Source organism: Streptomyces hiroshimensis (genome assembly GCF_014650335.1).
Classification (GTDB): Bacteria; Actinomycetota; Actinomycetes; order Streptomycetales; family Streptomycetaceae; genus Streptomyces; species Streptomyces hiroshimensis.
Window position 1 is genome coordinate 252,454 of the sequence record NZ_BMUT01000010.1, and the last position, 20,221, is coordinate 272,674.

At 71.9% G+C, this 20,221-nt stretch carries 15 protein-coding genes; 1 reads left to right on the forward strand and 14 read right to left on the reverse strand.

Annotated features, from left to right (window positions below; all coding sequences use genetic code 11):
* Positions 1–377 precede the first annotated feature (377 nt).
* The gene (ileS, locus tag IE241_RS23140) at positions 378–3,530 is read left to right on the forward strand and encodes an isoleucine--tRNA ligase (RefSeq protein WP_190023719.1); all 3,153 of its coding nucleotides are present in this window, start codon (positions 378–380) and stop codon (positions 3,528–3,530) included.
* 181 nt (positions 3,531–3,711) lie between these two features.
* Here the strand turns inward: ileS and IE241_RS23145 are convergent, their stop codons facing one another.
* From IE241_RS23145 to IE241_RS23210, 14 genes are all read right to left on the reverse strand, one after another.
* The gene (locus IE241_RS23145) at positions 3,712–4,920 is read right to left on the reverse strand and encodes a DivIVA domain-containing protein (RefSeq protein ID WP_190023720.1); all 1,209 of its coding nucleotides are present in this window, start codon (positions 4,918–4,920) and stop codon (positions 3,712–3,714) included.
* Between the two features lie 49 nt (positions 4,921–4,969).
* The gene (locus IE241_RS23150; protein ID WP_030364712.1) at positions 4,970–5,254 is read right to left on the reverse strand and encodes a YggT family protein; all 285 of its coding nucleotides are present in this window, start codon (positions 5,252–5,254) and stop codon (positions 4,970–4,972) included.
* 76 nt (positions 5,255–5,330) lie between these two features.
* Positions 5,331–5,942, reverse strand: a complete 612-nt coding sequence (locus IE241_RS23155; protein ID WP_058044831.1) for a cell division protein SepF — start codon at positions 5,940–5,942, stop codon at positions 5,331–5,333.
* Between the two features lie 122 nt (positions 5,943–6,064).
* A complete protein-coding gene (locus tag IE241_RS23160; RefSeq protein ID WP_190023721.1) occupies positions 6,065–6,784 on the reverse strand; it encodes a YggS family pyridoxal phosphate-dependent enzyme in 720 nt (239 codons plus the stop codon).
* Positions 6,785–6,789: 5 nt separating this feature from the next.
* Positions 6,790–7,530 (reverse strand): peptidoglycan editing factor PgeF, encoded by a 741-nt coding sequence (gene pgeF, locus IE241_RS23165; protein WP_229899685.1) that lies wholly within the window; start codon positions 7,528–7,530, stop codon positions 6,790–6,792.
* Positions 7,531–7,570: 40 nt separating this feature from the next.
* Positions 7,571–8,803, reverse strand: a complete 1,233-nt coding sequence (gene ftsZ / locus IE241_RS23170; protein ID WP_190023722.1) for a cell division protein FtsZ — start codon at positions 8,801–8,803, stop codon at positions 7,571–7,573.
* Between the two features lie 239 nt (positions 8,804–9,042).
* On the reverse strand, positions 9,043–9,909 hold the full coding sequence (locus IE241_RS23175; protein WP_373300737.1) for a cell division protein FtsQ/DivIB: 867 nt from the start codon (positions 9,907–9,909) through the stop codon (positions 9,043–9,045).
* A gap of 23 nt (positions 9,910–9,932) precedes the next feature.
* A complete protein-coding gene (gene murG, locus IE241_RS23180; RefSeq protein WP_190023723.1) occupies positions 9,933–11,027 on the reverse strand; it encodes an undecaprenyldiphospho-muramoylpentapeptide beta-N-acetylglucosaminyltransferase in 1,095 nt (364 codons plus the stop codon).
* 6 nt (positions 11,028–11,033) lie between these two features.
* Positions 11,034–12,437 (reverse strand): putative lipid II flippase FtsW, encoded by a 1,404-nt coding sequence (ftsW, locus tag IE241_RS23185; RefSeq protein ID WP_190023724.1) that lies wholly within the window; start codon positions 12,435–12,437, stop codon positions 11,034–11,036.
* A gap of 120 nt (positions 12,438–12,557) precedes the next feature.
* Complete coding sequence (gene murD, locus IE241_RS23190; RefSeq protein ID WP_190023725.1) at positions 12,558–14,030, reverse strand: UDP-N-acetylmuramoyl-L-alanine--D-glutamate ligase; 1,473 nt, start codon at positions 14,028–14,030, stop codon at positions 12,558–12,560.
* A complete protein-coding gene (gene mraY / locus IE241_RS23195; RefSeq protein ID WP_190023726.1) occupies positions 14,012–15,076 on the reverse strand; it encodes a phospho-N-acetylmuramoyl-pentapeptide-transferase in 1,065 nt (354 codons plus the stop codon). Before mraY ends, murD begins: the two co-directional genes overlap by 19 nt.
* Positions 15,076–16,497 (reverse strand): UDP-N-acetylmuramoyl-tripeptide--D-alanyl-D-alanine ligase, encoded by a 1,422-nt coding sequence (locus IE241_RS23200; protein WP_190023727.1) that lies wholly within the window; start codon positions 16,495–16,497, stop codon positions 15,076–15,078. Before IE241_RS23200 ends, mraY begins: the two co-directional genes overlap by 1 nt.
* A gap of 65 nt (positions 16,498–16,562) precedes the next feature.
* Positions 16,563–18,260 carry a UDP-N-acetylmuramoyl-L-alanyl-D-glutamate--2,6-diaminopimelate ligase gene (locus tag IE241_RS23205; protein WP_190023728.1) on the reverse strand — a complete coding sequence of 566 codons (1,698 nt, stop codon included), beginning with the start codon at positions 18,258–18,260 and terminating at the stop codon, positions 16,563–16,565.
* A 14-nt stretch (positions 18,261–18,274) separates the two neighbouring features.
* Positions 18,275–20,218 (reverse strand): peptidoglycan D,D-transpeptidase FtsI family protein, encoded by a 1,944-nt coding sequence (locus IE241_RS23210; protein WP_190023729.1) that lies wholly within the window; start codon positions 20,216–20,218, stop codon positions 18,275–18,277.
* Positions 20,219–20,221 lie beyond the last annotated feature (3 nt).

Sequence of the window (20,221 nt, forward strand, 5' to 3'; positions counted from 1 at the left end):
CCCGCCCCCGGCCCTGTAATCGGACTGCACCCGTCCCCCGCCCGGCCCCGGCCGAAACCGGTGGGCCGCGTCCGGTCCCGCCCCGTACACTGGGCGCAGCGAAAGGCGTGGAAGGGACGAGTAGCGCCGCACGCAGCCTGTAGCGACCCGGGGACGGTGGGAGCCCGGGGGCGTGCGCGGTGTGAAGATCACCCCTGAGCCGCCGGAAGAACGCCCCCGGACACCCGGCGGGTCAGTAGAGCCGGCATCGCGGCCCAATGAGGGGGTCACGGGCGCAAGCGCCCGCGGCCAAGGAGGGTGGTACCGCGGGAGGCGTACAGCGCATCTCGTCCCTCCGACGGACAGCGCAATGACGTTCCGCCGGAGGAAGCCTCACCATGAGTCCCCAGCCGCAGTACCGCCAGGTACCCGCCCAGGTGGACCTGCCCGCCCTGGAGCACGCCGTGCTCGAGTTCTGGCGCGAGAGCAAGGTCTTCGCCCGTAGCCTCGAGCAGTCCGAGGGCCGCCCCGAGTGGGTGTTCTACGAGGGCCCGCCCACGGCCAACGGCATGCCGGGCGCGCACCACATCGAGGCCCGCGTCTTCAAGGACGTCTTCCCCCGCTTCCGCACGATGCAGGGCTACCACGTCGGCCGCAAGGCCGGCTGGGACTGCCACGGCCTGCCGGTCGAGCTCGCGGTGGAGAAGGAGCTGGGCTTCTCGGGCAAGCAGGACATCGAGGCGTACGGCATCGCGGCCTTCAACGACAAGTGCCGCGAGTCCGTCACCCGCCACACGGACGCCTTCGCCGAGCTCACCACCCGCATGGGCTACTGGGTCGACCTGGACGACGCCTACCGCACGATGGACCCGGACTACGTCCAGTCCGTCTGGTGGTCGCTGAAGGAGATCTTCAACAAGGGCCTGCTGGTCCAGGACCACCGCGTGGCCCCCTGGTGCCCCCGCTGCGGCACCGGCCTGTCGGACCACGAGCTGGCCCAGGGCTACGAGACGGTCGTCGACCCCTCCGTCTTCGTCCGCTTCCCGCTGACCTCCGGCCCGCTCGCGGGCGAGGCCTCGCTGCTGGTGTGGACGACCACCCCCTGGACGCTGGTCTCCAACACCGCCGCCGCCGCGCACCCCGACGTCACCTACGTCGTCGCCACCGACGGCAGCGAGAAGCTCGTCGTCGCCGAGCCGCTGCTGGAGAAGGCCCTCGGCGAGGGCTGGACGGCCACCGGGCAGTCCTTCACCGGCCGCGAGATGGAGCGCTGGGCCTACCGCCGCCCGTTCGACCTGGTCGAGCTGGAGGGCGCCAACTTCGTCGTCAACGCCGAGTACGTCACGACCGAGGACGGCACGGGTCTGGTCCACCAGGCGCCCGCCTTCGGTGAGGACGACCTCAGGACCTGCCGCGCCTACGGCCTGCCGGTCGTCAACCCGGTCCGCCCGGACGGCACCTTCGAGGAGGGCCTCGCCCTCGTCGGCGGCCAGTTCTTCAAGAAGGCCGACGAGAAGCTCGTCGCGGACCTCTCCGAGCGCGGCCTGCTCTTCAAGCACATCGCCTACGAGCACAGCTACCCGCACTGCTGGCGCTGCCACACCGCGCTCCTCTACTACGCGCAGCCGTCCTGGTACATCCGCACCACCGCGATCAAGGACCGGCTGCTCGAGGAGAACGAGAAGACCAACTGGTTCCCCGAGTCGGTCAAGCACGGCCGCTTCGGCGACTGGCTGAACAACAACATCGACTGGGCGCTCTCCCGCAACCGCTACTGGGGCACGCCGCTGCCGATCTGGCGCTGCGAGGAGAACCACCTCACCTGCGTCGGCTCCCTGGCCGAGCTCTCCGAGCTCACCGGCACCGACCAGAGCGGCCTCGACCCGCACCGCCCGTACATCGACGACGTCACCTTCACCTGCACCGCCGAGGGCTGCTCCCACACCGCCGTGCGCGTGCCGGAGGTCATCGACGCCTGGTACGACTCGGGCTCGATGCCGTTCGCGCAGTGGGGCTACCCGTACAAGAACAAGGAGCTCTTCGAGAAGCGCTACCCGGCGCAGTTCATCTCGGAGGCCATCGACCAGACCCGCGGCTGGTTCTACACCCTGATGGCCGTCGGCACCCTCGTCTTCGACAAGTCGTCGTACGAGAACGTCGTCTGCCTGGGCCACATCCTCGCCGAGGACGGCCGGAAGATGTCCAAGCACCTGGGCAACATCCTCCAGCCGATCCCGCTGATGGACCAGCACGGCGCCGACGCCGTCCGCTGGTTCATGGCGGCCGGCGGCTCCCCGTGGTCCGCGCGCCGCGTGGGCCACGGCACCATCCAGGAGGTCGTCCGCAAGACGCTCCTCACGTACTGGAACACGGTCGCCTTCCAGGCCCTCTACGCCCGCACGTCCGGCTGGGCGCCCAGCGCCGCGGACCCGGCCCCGGCCGACCGCCCGCTGCTGGACCGCTGGCTGCTCGGCGAGCTGAACGCCCTCGTCGGCCAGGTCACCGAGGCCATGGAGGCCTACGACACCCAGCGGGCCGGCAAGCTGCTGTCCTCCTTCGTCGACGACCTGTCCAACTGGTACGTGCGCCGCTCGCGCCGCCGGTTCTGGCAGGGTGACGCGGCCGCGCTGCGCACCCTCCACGAGGTCGTCGAGACGGTGACCCGCCTGATGGCGCCCCTGGTGCCGTTCATCACCGAGCGCGTCTGGCAGGACCTCGTGGTCCCCGTCGACCCGCAGGCCCCCACGTCGGTCCACCTGGCCGGCTGGCCGGTGGCGGACGCCGCCCTCGTCGACCCGAAGCTGTCGCAGCAGATGCTGCTCGTGCGGCGTCTGGTCGAGCTGGGCCGCGCCACCCGCGCGGAGTCCGGCGTCAAGACCCGTCAGCCGCTCTCCCGCGCGCTGGTGGCCTCGGCCGGCTTCGAGGAGCTGGGCGCCGAGCTGCGCGCCCAGATCGCCGAGGAGCTCAACGTCTCCTCCCTCGCCTCCCTCTCCGAGGTGGGGGGTTCCCTGGTCGACACCACCGCCAAGGCCAATTTCCGTGCCCTGGGCAAGCGGTTCGGCAAGGGCGTCCAGGCGGTCGCCAAGGCCGTCGCCGGGGCGGATGCCGCGGCGCTGTCGCTGGCCCTGCGCGAGGGCACGGCCTCGGTCGAGGTGGACGGCGAGACGGTCGCCCTCTCGCCCGACGAGGTCATCATCACCGAAACGCCCCGCGAGGGCTGGTCGGTGGCCTCGGACTCGGGTGCCACGGTGGCGCTCGACCTGGAGATCACCCCGGAGCTGCGCCGCGCGGGCCTCGCCCGTGACGCCGTCCGGCTCATCCAGGAGGCCCGGAAGAACAGCGGTCTGGACGTCGCCGACCGGATCGCCGTGCGCTGGGAGTCGGCGGCCGAGGAAGTCCGTACCGCCCTCTCGGAGCACGCCTCCCTGATTGCGGACGAGGTTCTGGCCACGGACTTCGCCGAGGGCGAGGCCGACGGCTCCTACGGTGAGCCTTTCACCGACGAAGCGCTTTCGCTGACGTTCCGTCTCCGCAAGGCGACCGAGGCCTGATAAAACCGGCAATGGCCGGGTGAGGGATTCCCTCGCCCGGCCATTGCCATATGTCGTATTGGCCGACATCCGTACGGAAATACAGAGCGCATAAAAGGGCCGGGCCCCTGGGAAATCCCAGGGGCCCGGCCCTTTATGACTGCCGACCGACCGACTGCCGACTAGCGGCCGTACGGGCGCGTCAGTTGTCGTCCTCGTCGATAAGGAAGCCCCGCATGGGGGACGGCGCCTGCTGCATCGGCTGCTGGCCCTGCGGCCGCACCGGTGCCATCGGCTGGGTCATCGCCGGGGACATCTGCTGCTGGCCACCGTAGGACGGGCCGCCCATGGAGGTGTTGCCGCCCATCGAGGTGTTGCCACCCATGGACGGGTTGCCGCCCATGCTGTGGCCGCCCATGCCCGCACCTGCCGGAGCCATCGACCCGCTCATCGAGGGGGCCGCGGGCAGCGACGGGGTGTTGGGGTTGCGGGGCGGGGCCAGCGAGTCGTCCGCCTGGTTCTCCAGCTGGCGCAGCTGGCTCTCCAGGTAGGACTTCAGACGCGTGCGGTACTCGCGCTCGAAGCCGCGCAGGTCCTCGACCTTGCGCTCCAGCGTGGCGCGGGCGGACTCCAGGGAGCCCATCGCGACGCGGTGCTTCTCCTGCGCATCCCGCTCCAGGGCGTCGGCCTTGGCGCGGGCGTCCCGCTCCAGGCCCTCGGCCCGGCTGCGCGCCTCGCCGACGATCTTGTTGGCCTCGGAACGGGCCTCCGCGATCGCCTGGTCGGCGGTCTGCTGAGCGAGCGAGAGCACACGGGCGGCGCTGTCACCGCCCGGGCCCTGGCCCGGCTGCGGCAGCTGCGGGCCGCCCATGGGGCCGTTCTGGCCCATGGGGTTCTGCCCCATAGGACCGTTCTGCCCCATTCCGTTCTGACCCATCGGACCGTTCTGACCCATGGGACCGCCCATGGGGCCGCCCATCGGACCGTTCTGACCCATGGGGCCGGGGCCGTTCTGACCCATCGGGCCGGGACCGTGCGGACCCTGGGGACCGTGGCCGTGACCGCTGGGGCCGGCCGGAAGCTGCGGGGCACCGCCCGGCAGCTGCGGCGGGCCGCCCATCTGCTGCTGCTGCGGCACCGGCTGCGGTCCGGATATGGCGGCGGGCACCGGAGCCCCGCCGGGTCGCTGGTCCTGCGGCTCGGGCTTGCGCATGCCCTGCTGCTGGTTCTGCGCGGCGGCACGCGTGGCGGCGGCCAGCTTGGCGCGCAGGTCCTCGTTCTCGCGGAGCAGACGGGTCAGTTCGGCCTCGACCTCGTCCAGGAAGGCATCGACCTCGTCCTCGTCATAGCCTTCTCGGAGACGGACGGTCGTGAACTGCTTGTTCCGCACGTCCTCGGGGGTCAACGGCATCTCTTCTTCACCTCAACGTAGTCGTCGGCAATCGGCAAGACCGTATCGTTCACACCTGCTCCACGACGCGGATCAGGATGAAGACGATAATCATCAATACGAAGAAGGACAGGTCGAGCGCCACGCCCCCGAGACGCAGCGGCGGAATGAACCGCCGCAGAAGCTTGAGTGGCGGATCGGTGACAGTGTAGGTGGCCTCAAGGATGACCACCATCGCCTTACCGGGTTGCCATGAGCGAGCGAACTGGAAGACGTAATCCATCACCAGCCGGAAGATCAGCACAAACAGGAAGCAATACAGCGCGATGTAGATCACCTGCAGTGCGATGCTCATCTCGCGCTTCCCTCTCCCCTTGCTCGTACCCGGCCTGTTCGGCCGTCATTCTCCCGGTATCGCCAGGTATTGCGTCTCAGCTCTGATTGAAGAACCCACCCTCTGCGATGCGGGCCTTGTCCTCCGCCGTGACATCGACGTTAGCAGGAGACAGCAGGAACACCTTCTGCGTCACCCGCTCGATGCTGCCGTGGAGACCGAAGACGAGGCCGGCGGCGAAGTCGACAAGTCGCTTCGCATCCGTGTCGTCCATCTCCGTCAGATTCATGATCACCGGGGTGCCCTCGCGGAAGTGTTCCCCGATGGTACGGGCTTCGTTGTAGGTCCGGGGGTGCAACGTCGTGATGCGGTAGGGCTCCCGCTCGGACACAACCTTGGGCATGATCACCGGTGCGTTCTTCTCCAGAGAGTGGCGTTCGGGTGTGATGGACGCCACGGGGGCGATTCGGGCGGGTCGTCCCGTTTCCGCTGTGAGCGGAGCGGGTTCGCGCTGTGCAGGCGGCTGGGCGACTCGAACCGGTTCGTCCGATTGCGTCTGTTGTGCGAGGTGTTGCTGATGCTGCTGCCTGCGTCGGTCGGGCTCCGGCTCGGGTTCGAACTCGTCGTCGGGGTCGAACCCCGGGCCGTCGTACCCATCGTCCTCCACGAGGCCGAGGTAGACCGCCATCTTGCGCATCGCGCCGGCCATTCTCTGCGTCCTCCGCTCTGTGGTGGATCGGCTCCGTCAACGGCGCCTTGGATCCACGCGGTCTGCCCGCCTTCTGGCGGGAATGACCATATTTTTTGCTGTGGTCCGACTTCTTGGCGACGTTACCCGAGCCTGGGTCGGACTCCGAGTACCGCCGATCCGACACGTACATGTGTCGCCCCGGCGGCCACGGCGTCATCCAGATCCGCGCTCATCCCTGCTGACACCATGTTCGCAGCAGGATGGGCCGCGCGCAGGCCCGTTGAGATTTCCATCAGCCGGTCGAAGGCGGCCCGCGGCCGTCCGGCATATGGTCCGACGAGCGGAGCGACCGTCATCAGACCTGCGGGGCGCACCCCTTCGGCTGCCGCGAGCGCATCGGCGAGTTCTGTCACACCATCAGATGCGACTCCACCCCTTTCGCCCCGTTCACCCGACTCTGCGTCAAGTGCCACCTGAATCAGGCAGTCCAGCGTCCGCCCGGCCTTGGCGGCCGCCGCGGAGAGCGCGGTGACGAGCCGGGTCCGGTCGACCGAATGCACAAAGTCGGCATAACCGGCCACCGAACGCACCTTGTTCGTCTGCAATTGTCCGACGAAGTGCCAGGTGAGGGGCAGATCCGCGCACTCGGCCGCCTTCGGGGCGGCATCCTGGTCGCGGTTCTCCGCGACGTGGCGCACCCCGAGTTCGGCGAGGAGCCGCACGTCACTTGCGGGGTAGGTCTTGGTGACCACGATCAGGGTCACGTCCTCGCGCGGGCGGCCCGCCGCGGCGCATGCCGCGGAGATACGTTCCTCCACGCGGGCCAGGTTGTCGGCGAGTTCCGTTCTCCGGTCCGTCACAGCTCTCAGTCCAACCAGACGTAGCTAGCAAGTCGCCCCGTAGTGCGCTCGCGCCGGTACGAGAAGTGATCAGCCGACTCCAGCGTGCAGATGTGAGATTGTCCGCTCATCGTCACGCCGAGCCGGGCGAGTTGGGCGCGCACCCCCGCGGCCACGTCCACGGCCGGGGTGCCCTGCCGGGTGGTGGCCCAGGCCTCGGGCACGGCCTCGGCGACCTCGGCCCGCATCGCCTCGGACACCTCGTAGCACAGGCCGCAGACCGCGGGGCCGGTGTGCGCGAGGATCCGGGCGGGGTCCGCGCCGAGAGTGATCATCATCTCGACGGTCGCGGGAACCACCCCGGCGACCAGACCCGGGCGGCCGGCGTGGGCCGCGCCCGCGACTCCGGCGACCGGGTCGGCGAGGAGCACCGGGGTGCAGTCCGCGGTCAGGACCGCGAGGGCCAGACCGCGGCGGGCGGTCACCACTCCGTCGACCGCGGGGATGTCGGCGCTCCGCCAGGGGCCGTCGACCACGGCCACGTCCCGGCCGTGCACCTGGTTCATCCAGACGACGTCCGCCGGGTCGAGGCCGAGCGACTTCGCCGCGCGCTCCCGGTTGGCCCGGACGGCGGCCGGGTCGTCGCCGACCGCGCCGCCGAGGTTGAGCTCGTCATACGGAGCGGCGCTCACCCCGCCCCACCTGTCGGTGAAGGCGAAGTGCGCGCCGCTCTCGTGCTTGCCGGGCGACACAGCTTCCGATGTCACTGTGTGCCGTTGTCCTATACCGCTCACTCGCTCGTACGTCCTACTTGAGGAAGTCCGGAACGTCCAGTTCCTCGGCGGTCGAGTCCTGGTACGGACGGGCCGGCGGGACCTGCGGGGAGGAGACCGGCGGCGGCGGGAGCTCGTTGACCGGCGCCGGGTCGGCCACGGGCTCCTCGGTGCGCGGGGTCACGCTGCCCAGTCCGCCGAAGGACGAGCGGGAGGGCTCGGCCGGAGCCGGGCGCGAGGCCGCGGCCGGGGTGCTCTCCTCGCGGCCGGAGCCGTAGGAGGAGCCGAGCACCTTGTCGCGGCTGCCCTTGGCCGGCGGCTGGCCGCCGTCGAAGCCGGCGGCGATGACGGTGACCCGGACCTCGTCGCCCAGGGCGTCGTCGATGACGGCGCCGAAGATGATGTTGGCCTCGGGATGGGCCGCCTCGCTGACCAGCTGGGCGGCCTCGTTGATCTCGAAGAGACCGAGGTCGGAGCCGCCGGAGATGGAGAGCAGGACGCCGCGGGCGCCGTCGATGGACGCCTCCAGCAGCGGCGAGGAGATCGCCATCTCGGCGGCGGCCACGGCGCGGTCGTCGCCGCGGGCCGAGCCGATGCCCATGAGCGCCGAGCCGGCCTCGGACATCACGGACTTGACGTCGGCGAAGTCGAGGTTGATCAGGCCCGGGGTGGTGATCAGGTCGGTGATGCCCTGGACGCCCGACAGCAGGACCTGGTCCGCCGACTTGAACGCGTCGAGCACGCTCACCTGGCGGTCCGAGATGGACAGCAGCCGGTCGTTCGGGATCACGATGAGGGTGTCGACCTCGTCGCGCAGACCCGCGATGCCGTCCTCCGCCTGGTTCGCGCGGCGGCGGCCCTCGAAGGTGAACGGCCGGGTGACCACACCGATCGTCAGGGCGCCCAGCGAGCGGGCGATGTTGGCGACGACGGGGGCGCCGCCGGTGCCGGTGCCGCCGCCCTCGCCCGCGGTCACGAAGACCATGTCGGCCCCCTTGAGGACCTCCTCGATCTCCTCGCGGTGGTCCTCGGCGGCCTTGCGGCCGACGTCGGGGTTGGCGCCGGCGCCGAGGCCGCGGGTGAGCTCACGGCCGACGTCGAGCTTGACGTCTGCGTCGCTCATCAGCAGGGCCTGCGCATCGGTGTTGATCGCGATGAACTCGACGCCCTTGAGACCGACCTCGATCATCCGGTTGATGGCGTTCACGCCACCGCCGCCGATGCCGACGACCTTGATGACTGCGAGGTAGTTCTGCGGTGCTGCCACGTCGAAGGCCTCTCGCCTCGAGTTACGTATGCCTGGGGGACGGTTCAGTGCCGACCCGAACCCTCAACGTGAAGTTTAGGGTTACCGGTGCCGCTGTTCGCTGGGGTTCTCCGAACAGGACACTAAGTCGACAAGCCGCGCGCGTTCAACGAACACGCCGAACCTCCCGTTTTTCTTTTCACCCTATGTGATCACCCATAGCCGTAGCCAGCCAGGGTGCTGCCCGGCCACCCCGGCCGTCAACTCCCCGACGCCGCGGGGGCGCTGGGAGCGCTCACATCGAAGCGGTCGGCACCCCGCGCGGCCTTCAGCAGAGCGGTCAGCGCCCGGGCCTTCGCCTCGCCCCGCTCGCCGCTGCCCCAGACCACCGTCCGATCGCCCGTCAGCTCCAGGGTGATGGAGTCGTACGAGCGTACGCGGATGGCACGGGTGTCCGCCCGCACGGCTTCGGGCAGCGCCTCGGCGACCCGGACGCCCTCGCGCTCCAGCCGCTCGGCACCGAACCGGCGCAGGCTGGCCGCGGCGCCCTCCGAGGGCTCCACGGTCAGCCGGGGCACCCCGCCCGGAGCTTGATCGACTGTGGCGAACCGTACGCCCTCACCGTCGATTTCAATAAATTTTCCGCCCTTTGCGGCGTCCTGGACGATCGCCTTGGGCTGACGCTCGACCACTTTCAGGCCGACCGTGTGCGGCCAGGACCGCTCGACCCTGACCGATTCGATCCGCGGCAGGGCGGCCCGCAGCCGCTCCTCGATGGCGCCGGTGTCCACGGAGACCAGCGGGCCGCCGAGCCGGACGTCGGCCGCGGCCCGCACCTCATCGGGCGTCAGCACCCGGGTGCCGGAAACCTCCACCCGGGTGGCGCGCAGCCAGGTGGAGCCGTACAGCGCCCATCCGGCGGCACCGCCGGCGAGTACGGCGGCCACCGCCCACAGCACCAGCCGGCGGCCGCGGGGCAGCCTGGAGCGGAGGCTGCCGCGGCGCGGACCGCGCCCGGGCGGCCTCCCGGCCGGCTTCCTGGCCGGCCGGGAGGGAGTGCCGCTCCGGGGCCGCACCGACTTGCTGCTCTTCGCGCCACCGCGCCGTGCGGTCGTCGGTCCGGCCACGCTCCAGCCTCCTGCTCCGGGCGTCAGCCCGCTCTCTTGGCGGCAATCGCCTCGTACACCATGCCGACGAGCAGGTCGTCGGCGTCCCGGCGGCCGAACTCGGAGGCGGCACGGGACATCTCGTACAGCCGGTGCGGGTCGGCGAGCACCGGGAGCACATGGCTCTGCACCCACTCGGGCGTCAGCTCGGCGTCGTCCACCAGCAGTCCGCCGCCCGCCTTGACCACCGGCTGGGCGTTCAGCCGCTGTTCGCCGTTGCCGATGGGCAGCGGGACGTAGGCGGCGGGCAGCCCGACGGCGGACAGCTCGGCGACGGTCATCGCGCCCGCGCGGCAGAGCATCATGTCGGCCGCGGCGTACGCGAGGTCCATCCGGTCCACGTACGGTACCGGGATGTAGGGCGGCATTCCGGGCATGTTGTCCACGTGCGGCAGGTCGTTCTTCGGACCGACCGCGTGCAGCACCTGGATGCCGGCGCGCTGCAGGAACGGGACGACGGCCTGGACGACCTCGTTCAGCCGGCGGGCGCCCTGCGAGCCGCCGGAGACCAGCAGCGTGGGCAGGTTCTGGTCGAGCCCGAAGTACGCCCGCGCCTCGGGCCGGGCCGCGCCGCGGTCCAGGGTGGCGATGGTGCGGCGCAGCGGGATGCCCACGTAGCGGGCGTTGCGCAGCTTGCTGTCCGGGGTGGACACCGCGACCCCTGCGGCGTAGCGCGAGCCGATCTTGTTGGCGAGGCCGGGCCGGGCGTTGGCCTCGTGCACGATGATCGGCACGCCGAGCCGCTTGGCGGCCAGGTAGCCGGGCAGCGCCACGTAGCCGCCGAAGCCGACCACGCAGTCCGCCTTGGTGCGCTCCAGGATCTGCTCGGCCGCCTTGATCGTGCCGCGCAGCCGTCCGGGGACGGTGATCAGCTCGGGTGTGGGCTTGCGGGGCAGCGGTACGGCGGGAATGAGGCCGAGCTCATAGCCCCGCTCGGGCACGAGCCGGGTCTCAAGGCCCCGCTCCGTGCCGAGCGCCGTGATCCCCACGGTCGGGTCCTGCCTGCGCAGGGCGTCCGCGAGGGCGAGCGCGGGCTCGATGTGGCCGGCGGTCCCCCCACCGGCGAGTACGACATGCACCGAAATTCACCGCTCTCCGGACGGTCGCTTCTTGACGCGCCGTCTCATCGTCTTCCATCTCACCCCAGGCTGCCGCATGGCCAGCGCCGCCCGCGCACCGGGTTCGTCGCGCGCGAAGGCGATCAGCAGCCCGATGGCGAACATGGTCGGCAGCAGGGCGGACCCTCCGTAGGAGAACAGCGGCAGGGGGACACCGGCGATCGGCAGCAGGCCGAGCACCGCACCGATGTTGACCACGGCCTGGGCCGTGATCCAGGTGGTCACACCTCCCGCGGCGTACCTCACGAAGGGGTCCTCCGTGCGTCCGGCCACGCGGATACCCGCATAGCCTAGAGCCGCGAAGAGGGCGAGCACCGACAGCGTCCCCGCCAGACCCAGCTCCTCGCCGGTGATGGCGAAGATGAAGTCGGTATGGGGTTCGGGGAGTTCGCCCCATTTCTCCACACTCGCTCCGAGCCCGGCACCGAACCAGCCGCCGTTGGCCAGCGCGTAGATTCCGTGCACGGCCTGCCAGCACTGGTCGTGGTCGCCGGGGTCGGTGGCCCCGATGCAGGCCAGCCGGGACATCCGGTTGGCGCTGGTCTTGATGAACAGTACGGCCAGCACGGCCGTGACGCCGAAGACCCCCGCGAACAGCCGCGTCGGCGCCCCGGCCACCCACAGCAGCCCGAGCAGCACCGTGGTGAGCACCACGGTGGTCCCCATGTCGCCGCCCAGCATGATCAGGCCGAGCAGCACGAAGGTGACGGGTACCAGCGGCACCAGCAGGTGCTTCCACTGGGTGAGCAGCTTCTTGGACTGTTTGCGGGCCAGCAGGTCGGCGCCCCACAGCACCAGCGCGAGCTTGGCGAACTCGCTCGGCTGGAGCTGGAAGGGGCCGCCGAGGGAGATCCAGTTGGTGTTGCCGTTGATGGTCTCGCCGATCCCCGGCACCTGCACCAGGCAGAGCAGGAAGAGCGAGCCGGCGAGCGCGGGGTAGGCGAAGACGCGCAGCAGGCGCACGGGCATGCGCGCGGCCAGGAGCAGCATGACGGTGCCGATGGCGGCGGCCAGCAGCTGCTTGCGGAAGAAGAAGGTGGGCGGCAGGCCGTTCTGCAGGGCCTTGATCTGGGAGGCCGAGTAGACCATGACCAGGCCGAGCACGGTGATCAGCAGGGAGCCGCCCATGACCAGGTAGTACGCGGTCAGGGGACGGTCCCAGGCGCGCTTGGCACGCCTGTGGAGCTGCCTGAGGCCGCCCAGCAGGGTGCCACGGGGCCCTCTGGGGCCGCCGGGCCCGCCGCGGCCCGCACCGCCCCCACGGCCCGCTGCCGGGCGCGGACGGGCCGTCCGGGCGGGTCCGGAGCGCGCGACGGGGCCGCGCAGGGCCGTCCATGGGCCGGACGGCCTCAGGATGTCGTCCGCGTGCATCCGGGTGTCCCCTTCGCTGGTGTGCGGCGGCGCCCGGTCGCACGCCGCCGGGGCCCGCCCCGGAGACCCTCCCGCATCCGGGAGGGTTCCGGGCCTCGGCCCGCCGCAGGGACCGTACGGCTACGCGTCCGTGGCGTCGCCGGGCTCCTGGCCGGCCAGGTCCCGGACCGCCTCGGCGAAGGCCTCGCCGCGCTTGTTGTAGTCGGTGAACATGTCCATCGAGGCGCAGGCCGGGGCCATGAGCACGGTGTCCCCCGGCCCGGCGAGCCGTGCGGCTTCCCGCACGGCCTCGGCCATCGCCCCAGTGTCGGTCCGGTCGAGGTCGACCACCGGGACATCCGGGGCGTGTCGCGCCAGCGCTTCGGCGATCAGCGCGCGGTCGGCCCCGATGAGGACGACGCCGCGCAGCCGCTTGGCGGCCTTGGTGACGAGGCTGTCGAAGGTGGCGCCCTTGGCGAGGCCGCCGGCGATCCACACGATCGACTCGTAGGCCGCGAGGGACGCCTCGGCGGCGTGGGTGTTCGTGGCCTTGGAGTCGTCCACGTACGCGACCCCGGCGACGTCCGCGACGTGGGCGATGCGGTGGGCGTCCGGGCGGAAGGCGCGCAGGCCCTCCCGGACGGCCGCGGGCTCCACGCCGAAGGCGCGGGCGAGGGCCGCGGCGGCGAGGGCGTTGGCGACGTTGTGCGGGGCCGCGGGCTTCACGTCGGCGACCTCGGCGAGCTCCTGGGCGGTCGTCTGCCGGTCCGCCACGAAGGCGCGGTCCACGAGGATGCCCTCGACGACGCCGAGCATGGACGGGCCGGGGGCGCCGAGGGTGAAGCCGATCGCGCGGCAGCCCTCCTCGACGTCGGCCTGGCGGACCAGGTGCTCGGTGGCGGGGTCGGCGGCGTTGTAGACGCAGGCGACCTGGTTGCCCTCGTAGATCCGGCCCTTGTCGGCGGCGTACGCCCGCATGGAACCGTGCCAGTCGAGGTGGTCGGGGGCGAGGTTCAGGACGGCCGCGGAGTGGGCGCGCACGGAGGGCGCCCAGTGCAGCTGGTAGCTGGAGAGCTCGACGGCGAGGACGTCGTACTCCTCCTCGCCCAGCACCACGTCGACGATCGGGGTGCCGATGTTGCCGACGGCCCGCGTGCGCAGGCCTGCGGCCGCGAGGATCGAGGCGAGCATCTGGACCGTGGTGGTCTTGCCGTTGGTGCCGGTGACCGCGAGCCAGGCGGCGGGCTTGCGGCCGCTCTCGCCGCGCAGGCGCCAGGCGATCTCCACGTCGCCCACGACCTCCACGCCCGCCTCGGCGGCGGCCGCGAACAGCGGGCTCGACGGCTTCCAGCCGGGGGAGGTGACGACGAGCTCCGTGCCCTCGGGCAGGGTGTCCGCGTCGCCGAGGCGAACGGTGATCCCGTCCGCCCCCAGGGCCGCGGCGCGCTCGCGCAGCACCGGGCTGTCGCCGCCGTCGACGACGGTCACCCGGGCGCCGAGGCCGGCCAGGGCGCGGGCGGCGCTGATGCCGCTCACGCCGAGGCCGGCGACGGTGATGTGCTTGCCGCTCCAGGCGGCGGAGGCGGAGGAGAGCGTCACTTGATGGCCAGCCATCCCGCGTAGAAGATTCCGAGGCCGATGGCCACGCACAGGCCCTGGATGATCCAGAAGCGGACCACCACGAGGACTTCGCTCCACCCCTTGAGTTCGAAGTGGTGCTGGAGCGGGGCCATCCGGAAGACCCGCTTACCGGTCATGCGGAACGAGCCGACCTGGATGACCACCGACAGGGTGATCAGCACGAAGAGGCCGCCGAGGAGGGCGAGCAGCAGCTCGGTGCGCGAGCAGATCGCAAGGCCCGCGAGGGCGCCGCCGAGGGCCAGCGAGCCGGTGTCGCCCATGAAGATCTTGGCGGGCGAGGTGTTCCACCACAGGAAGCCGAAGCAGGAGCCCATCAGGGCCGAGGCGACGACGGCGAGGTCGAGCGGATCGCGTACCTCGTAACAGCCGGAGCCGGCGGTCAGCGGGTTGCCGCAGGACTGGCCGTGCTGCCAGGTGCCGATGAAGACGTAGGCGCCGAAGACCATCACGGAGGCGCCGGTGGCCAGGCCGTCGAGGCCGTCGGTGAGGTTCACGCCGTTCGACATCGCGAGGATCATGAACAGCGCCCACACCACGAAGATGACCGGGCCGACGGACCAGCCGAAGTCCTGGGTGAAGGAGAGCCGGGTGGAGGCCGGGGTCTGCCCGCGGGTGTCCGCGAACTGCAGGGCCAGGACGGCGAAGGCGATGCCGACGATCAGCTGGCCGGCCATCTTCGCCTTGGCCCGCAGGCCCAGGCTCCGCTGCTTGACGATCTTGATGTAGTCGTCGAGGAAGCCGACGAGGCCCATGCCCGCCGTCAGGAACAGCACCAGCAGACCCGAGAAGGTCGGCTCGTGGCTGGTGATGACCTTCGTCAGCGCGTAGGCGATCAGCGTGGCCAGGATGAAGGCGATGCCACCCATGGTGGGCGTGCCCTTCTTCCCGGCGTGGCCGCGCGGGCCGTCGTCGCGGATGAACTGGCCGTAGCCCTTGCGGGCGAGGAACTTGATCAGCAGCGGGGTGCCGATGAGGGTCAGGAAGAGACCGATGACACCCGCGAAGAGGATCTGGTTCATCAGCCGGCGACCTCACCGTCGACGGCGAGCAGCTGCTCGGCCACCCGCTCCAGCCCCACCGACCTGGACGCCTTCACCAGCACGACGTCACCCGGGCGCAACTCGCTGCGCAACAGGTCGACCGCCGCCTGCGCGTCGGACACGTGCACCGACTCCTCACCCCACGAACCCTCGTTATAGGCGCCCATCTGCAGCCAGGCCGCTTCCCTGCCCCCGACTGCCACGAGCTTGCTGACGTTGAGCCGGACGGCGAGCCGTCCGACCGCGTCGTGCTCGGCGAGTGACTCCTCACCGAGCTCGGCCATCTGACCGAGCACCGCCCACGTGCGGGCCCCCTTCGCCGTGGCGGCGGTGCCCATGGCGGCCAGCGCGCGCAGCGCGGCTCGCATGGACTCGGGGTTGGCGTTGTAGGCGTCGTTGACGATCGTCACGCCGTCCGCGCGCTCGGTGACCTCCATCCGCCAGCGGGAGAGCTGGCCCGCCTCGGAGAGCGCGGTGGCGATCTCTGTCACGGGCATGCCCAGCTCATGGGCGACGGCGGCGGCGGCGAGCGCGTTCGACACGTGGTGCTCACCGTACAGCCGCATGGTCACGGCGGCGCACCCGGTGGGTGTGTGAAGCGTGAAGGAGGGCTGTCCGGCGGCGGTCAGGCGGACGTCCTCGGCGCGCACGTGGGCGTCGGGGGACTCGCCGAACAGGACGACGCGGGCCTTGGTACGGGCGCTCATGGCGCGCACCAGCGGGTCGTCGGCGTTGAGCACCGCGACGCCGCCGGCGTCCGCCGGGGGCAGCGCCTCGACGAGCTCGCCCTTGGCCACGGCGATCTGCTCGCGGCCGCCGAACTCGCCGACGTGGGCGGTGCCGACGTTGAGGACGACGCCGATGCGCGGCGGGGTCAGCTCGGTGAGGTAGCGGATGTGGCCGATGCCGCGGGCGCCCATCTCCAGCACGAGGGTGCGGGTCTCGGGGCCGGCGGACAGGGCCGTCAGCGGCAGCCCGAGCTCGTTGTTGAGCGAGCCGGGGGTCCACACGGTGGGGCCGAGCCGCTGCAGCAGCTGGGCGATCAGGTCCTTGGTGCTGGTCTTGCCGGCGGAGCCGGTCAGGGCCACCACGTCGGTGCCGAGCTTGTCCACGACGGCGCGGGCGAGGGCGCCGAGGGCGGCCACGACGTCCGGGACGACGATGGCGGGGACGCCGACGGGGCGGGTGGCCAGGACGGCCACGGCGCCGTCGGCGACGGCGCGCTCGGCGTAGTCGTGGCCGTCGACGCGCTCGCCGGCGATGGCGGCGAAGAGGCTGCCGGGCCGCACGTCACGGGAGTCGCGCACGACCGGGCCTTCGGCCATGCGGCCGGGGTCCGGTATGTCGTGCTGCTGCCCGCCGGTGATGGCGGCGATCTCGGCGAGGGACAGAGCGATCACTGAGATTTACCTCCGGCCGTTCGGGAGAGCTTCCGGGGGGAGGGTTGTGCGCGCATGGCGGTCTGTCATCCCTGGTCGTTCCGGTGCGTGGGCAACGAGCGCAGTCGCGCGGCTTCGATCGCCTCGCGCAGCACCTGTCGGTCGTCGAAGGAGCGGACGACGCCGTTGATGTCCTGGCCCTGCTCGTGGCCCTTGCCGAGGACGAGGACGACGTCCTTGGCCTCGGCCCGGGCGACCGCGGCGGCGATCGCGTCGGCCCGGTCCTCCAGCAGCAGGACGGTGCCGCGCTCGTGGACGGGCACCTCGGCGGCGCCCTGGAGCATGGCGGCGAGGATCGCGAGCGGGTCCTCGGAGCGGGGGTTGTCGGAGGTCAGCACGGCGGTGTCGGCGAGCCGGGCGAGGGCTGCGCCCATGGGGGCGCGCTTGGTGGTGTCGCGGTCGCCGCCGCAGCCGAGGACGGCGTGGATCCGGCCCTCGCAGACCTTGCGCAGCGCGCGGAGAACCGATTCGACGGCGTCCGTCTTGTGCGCGTAGTCGACCACGGCCAGGTAGGGCTGGCCGGCGTCGACGCGCTCCAGGCGGCCGGGCACGCCGGGCACGGCGGCGACGCCGTCGGCGGCGGTCTGCGGGTCGATCCCGGCCGCGACGAGGGCGACGACGGCCGCGAGGGCGTTGGCGACGTTGAACGGGCCGGCGAGGGGCGCCTTGGCCCGCACGCGCTCGCCCTGCGGGCCGAGGATCGTGAAGACGGAGTCGAACGGGCCGATCTCGACGCCGTCCGCGCGCCAGTCGGCGTCGGGGTGGCCCTCGGCGGAGAAGGTGGTCACCGGCACCTCGGACTCGCCGGAGGCGAGCCTGCGGCCGTACTCGTCGTCGAGGTTGACGACGCCGGCGCGGCTGCGGGCCTTGGTGAAGAGCTCCGCCTTGGCCTGGAAGTAGTCCTCCATGCCGGAGTGGAACTCCATGTGCTCCGGGCTGAGGTTGTTGAAGACCGCGACGTCGAAGACGCAGCCGTCGACGCGCCCCAGGCGCAGGGCGTGGCTGGAGACCTCCATGGCCACCGAGCGGACGCCGCGCTCGCGCATGACGGCGAAGAGCGCCTGCAGGTCGGTGGCCTCGGGGGTGGTGCGCTCGGACTTGATCCGCTCGTCGCCGATCCGGGACTCGACGGTGCCGATCAGGCCCGTCATCGCCCCGGCCGCCCGCAGCCCGCCCTCGATGAGGTAGGCCGTGGTGGTCTTGCCGGAGGTGCCCGTGATGCCGATCTGCAGCAGCTCCTGCCCCGGCCGGCCGTAGATCGTGGCGGCCAGCTCGCCCATGACGGCGCGCGGGTCGGCCACGGTGAGCACGGGCAGCCCGGTGGCGGCGGCGCGCTCGGCGCCCGCGGGGTCGGTCAGCACGGCGACGGCGCCGAGACCGGCGGCCTGGGCGGCGAAGTCGGCGCCGTGGAAGCGGGCGCCGGGCAGGGCCGCGTAGACGTCGCCCTGCCGCACGGCCCGGGAGTCGTGGGTGATGCCGGTGACGGCGGCCCCGGGGCCCTGTGGCGCGGGGATGCCCAGCTGACCGGCCAGCTCCGCCAGGGGCGCGGGGCGGACATGGGTGGGACGGGGCGCACCCGCGGGAACGGCGGGGGCGCCCTGGGGGCTGGTGTGGGACTGATCAGCGTGTGGCACGGCGGTGAGCGTACCGGGCGCACCCGCTCCGTCGCGAAGCGAGGGGCGCCCCGGGCCGCGGTTCCCCGGATCGGGAGTGATGGTCGTCACGGCCGGCCCCGGGCTCACTGGTCGTCGTAGCTCACCGGCAGCCGGGGCGGCTGGGTGCCGGAGGGGGGTACCTGCAGGGTCTTCAGGGCGAACTCCATCACCTGCTTGTAGACGGGTCCGCAGATCTGGCCGCCGAAGTAATTGCCCTTGGTGGGGTTCTGGATGGCGCAGTAGACGGTGACGCGCGGCTGGTCGGCGGGGGCGAAGCCGGCGAAGGAGGCGGTGTAGCCGTGGTAGCGGCCGGTGCGCGGGTCCACCCGGTTGGAGGTGCCGGTCTTCCCCGCGACGCGGTAGCCGGGGATCTTGGCCTTGTTGCCGGTGCCCTCGCGGTCGTCGACGACGGACTCCAGCATCGTGGCGAGCTCCCGGGCGGTGCGGTCGCTGACCACCCGGGTGCGCTCGGGGACGGGCGCGGGCGTGAAGCGGCCGTCCGGCCCCTTGGTGCCGCGCACGAGCGTGGGCCGGATGCGCTCGCCGCCGTTGGCGATCGTGGAGTAGACGGAGGCGGCCTGGACGGCGTTGAGGGACAGGCCCTGGCCGAACGGGATGGTGTACTGCCGGGAGCCCTGCCACTTGGCCGGCTGGGCGAGGATGCCGGGCGTCTCGCCCGGGAAGCCCAGGCCGGTGGGCTCGCCGATGCCGAACTTGCGCAGGTAGGAGTAGAGGACCTGGTTGGCCCGGCCCTGGTCCTTGCCGAGCTGCTCGGCGGCGAGGATGGTGCCGATGTTGCTGGACTTGGCGAGCACGCCGTTGAGCGTCAGGTGCCAGGTCGGGTGGTCCATGTCGTCGGCGAAGGAGCGGTCGGCGCGCGGCAGCCGGTTGGGCACCTCGACGTGCGTGTCGGGCGTGGCGGCGCCCTCCTCCAGAACGGCGGCCATGGTCATCACCTTGCTGACGCTGCCGGGCTCGTAGGCGTCCTGCAGGGCGGCGTTGCCGAGGGCGGCGCTGTCGGCGTGGGCGAGGTCGTTGGGGTCGTAGCCGGGGGCGTTGGCCATGGCCAGGATCTCGCCGGTGCGGTTGTCCTGGACGACGACGTAGCCGCGGTCGGCCCCGGACTCCTGCACCTGACGGGTGATGGCGCTCTGGGCGGCCCACTGGATGTCCCGGTCGATGGTCAGCTCGATGTCCGAGCCGGGCACGGCGGGCTGCTCCTTGACGTCGCCGGTGGGCACCTGGCGGCCGCCGGACTGGGCGTAGACGAGCTTGCCGTCCTGGCCCGCGAGCACACGGTCGTACTGGGCCTCGATACCGCCGCCCCCGCGGCCCTCCGCGTTCACGAAGCCCAGTATCCCGGCCGCGAGGCCGCCGTTGGGGTAGACGCGCTTGCTGTGCGGTTCTCTGTTGACCCCGGCGAGGACGTCGGCGCCCTCCTTGCGCTGCGCCCTGGCCGCGGACGCCTTCTTCAGCTCCTTGATCCGGTTCCAGACCTTGGGGGTCTGCCGGCGGGCGAGGACGACGTACTTCGACTTGGGGTTGGCGGTGAGCCTCTGCTCCAGCACCGAGGGGCGCTCGCCGAGGACGGGCGCGAGCAGGGCGGCGGCCTGGCGGGCGGCGCCCTCGGCCTTGATCCGCTCGGGGGTCAGCAGGTCGGGCGCGGCGGTGATGTCGTAGGCGTCGACGGTGGTGGCGAGGTCGATGCCGGAGCGGTCGGTGACGGTGCCGCGCTCGGCGGCCAGGGTGACCGGGATGTACCGGTTGACGTTGGCGCGGGCCGCGTAGGCGCTCGCGTCGAAGGCCTGCACCTGCAGCAGCCGGACGGTGAAGACGAGCAGGACGAGCGTGAGCCCGAGGCCGACCAGGCGCAGCCGCGGCCGGGGGCTGCCGAGCTTCAGGGGCCGCTCCCCGGCGGCCTTCAGGCGCGCCGGGCGGGGGCGGGCCTGGGGGCGGGCGGGCTCGGGGACGCGGCGGCGGGCCGGCCCGGACTGCCTGGGGGGCCGGCCCCCGGGGTTCTGCGGCACAGC

Excerpts from the sequence above, each read along its gene's own strand:
- ileS (WP_190023719.1), top strand. The coding sequence starts at position 378 with ATGAGTCCCCAGCCGCAGTACCGCCAGGTACCCGCCCAGGTGGACCTG.
- IE241_RS23145 (WP_190023720.1), bottom strand. The coding sequence starts at position 4,920 with ATGCCGTTGACCCCCGAGGACGTGCGGAACAAGCAGTTCACGACCGTC.
- IE241_RS23150 (WP_030364712.1), bottom strand. The coding sequence starts at position 5,254 with ATGAGCATCGCACTGCAGGTGATCTACATCGCGCTGTATTGCTTCCTG.
- IE241_RS23155 (WP_058044831.1), bottom strand. The coding sequence starts at position 5,942 with ATGGCCGGCGCGATGCGCAAGATGGCGGTCTACCTCGGCCTCGTGGAG.
- ftsW (WP_190023724.1), bottom strand. The coding sequence starts at position 12,437 with ATGCACGCGGACGACATCCTGAGGCCGTCCGGCCCATGGACGGCCCTG.
- murD (WP_190023725.1), bottom strand. The coding sequence starts at position 14,030 with ATGGCTGGCCATCAAGTGACGCTCTCCTCCGCCTCCGCCGCCTGGAGC.
- mraY (WP_190023726.1), bottom strand. The coding sequence starts at position 15,076 with ATGAACCAGATCCTCTTCGCGGGTGTCATCGGTCTCTTCCTGACCCTC.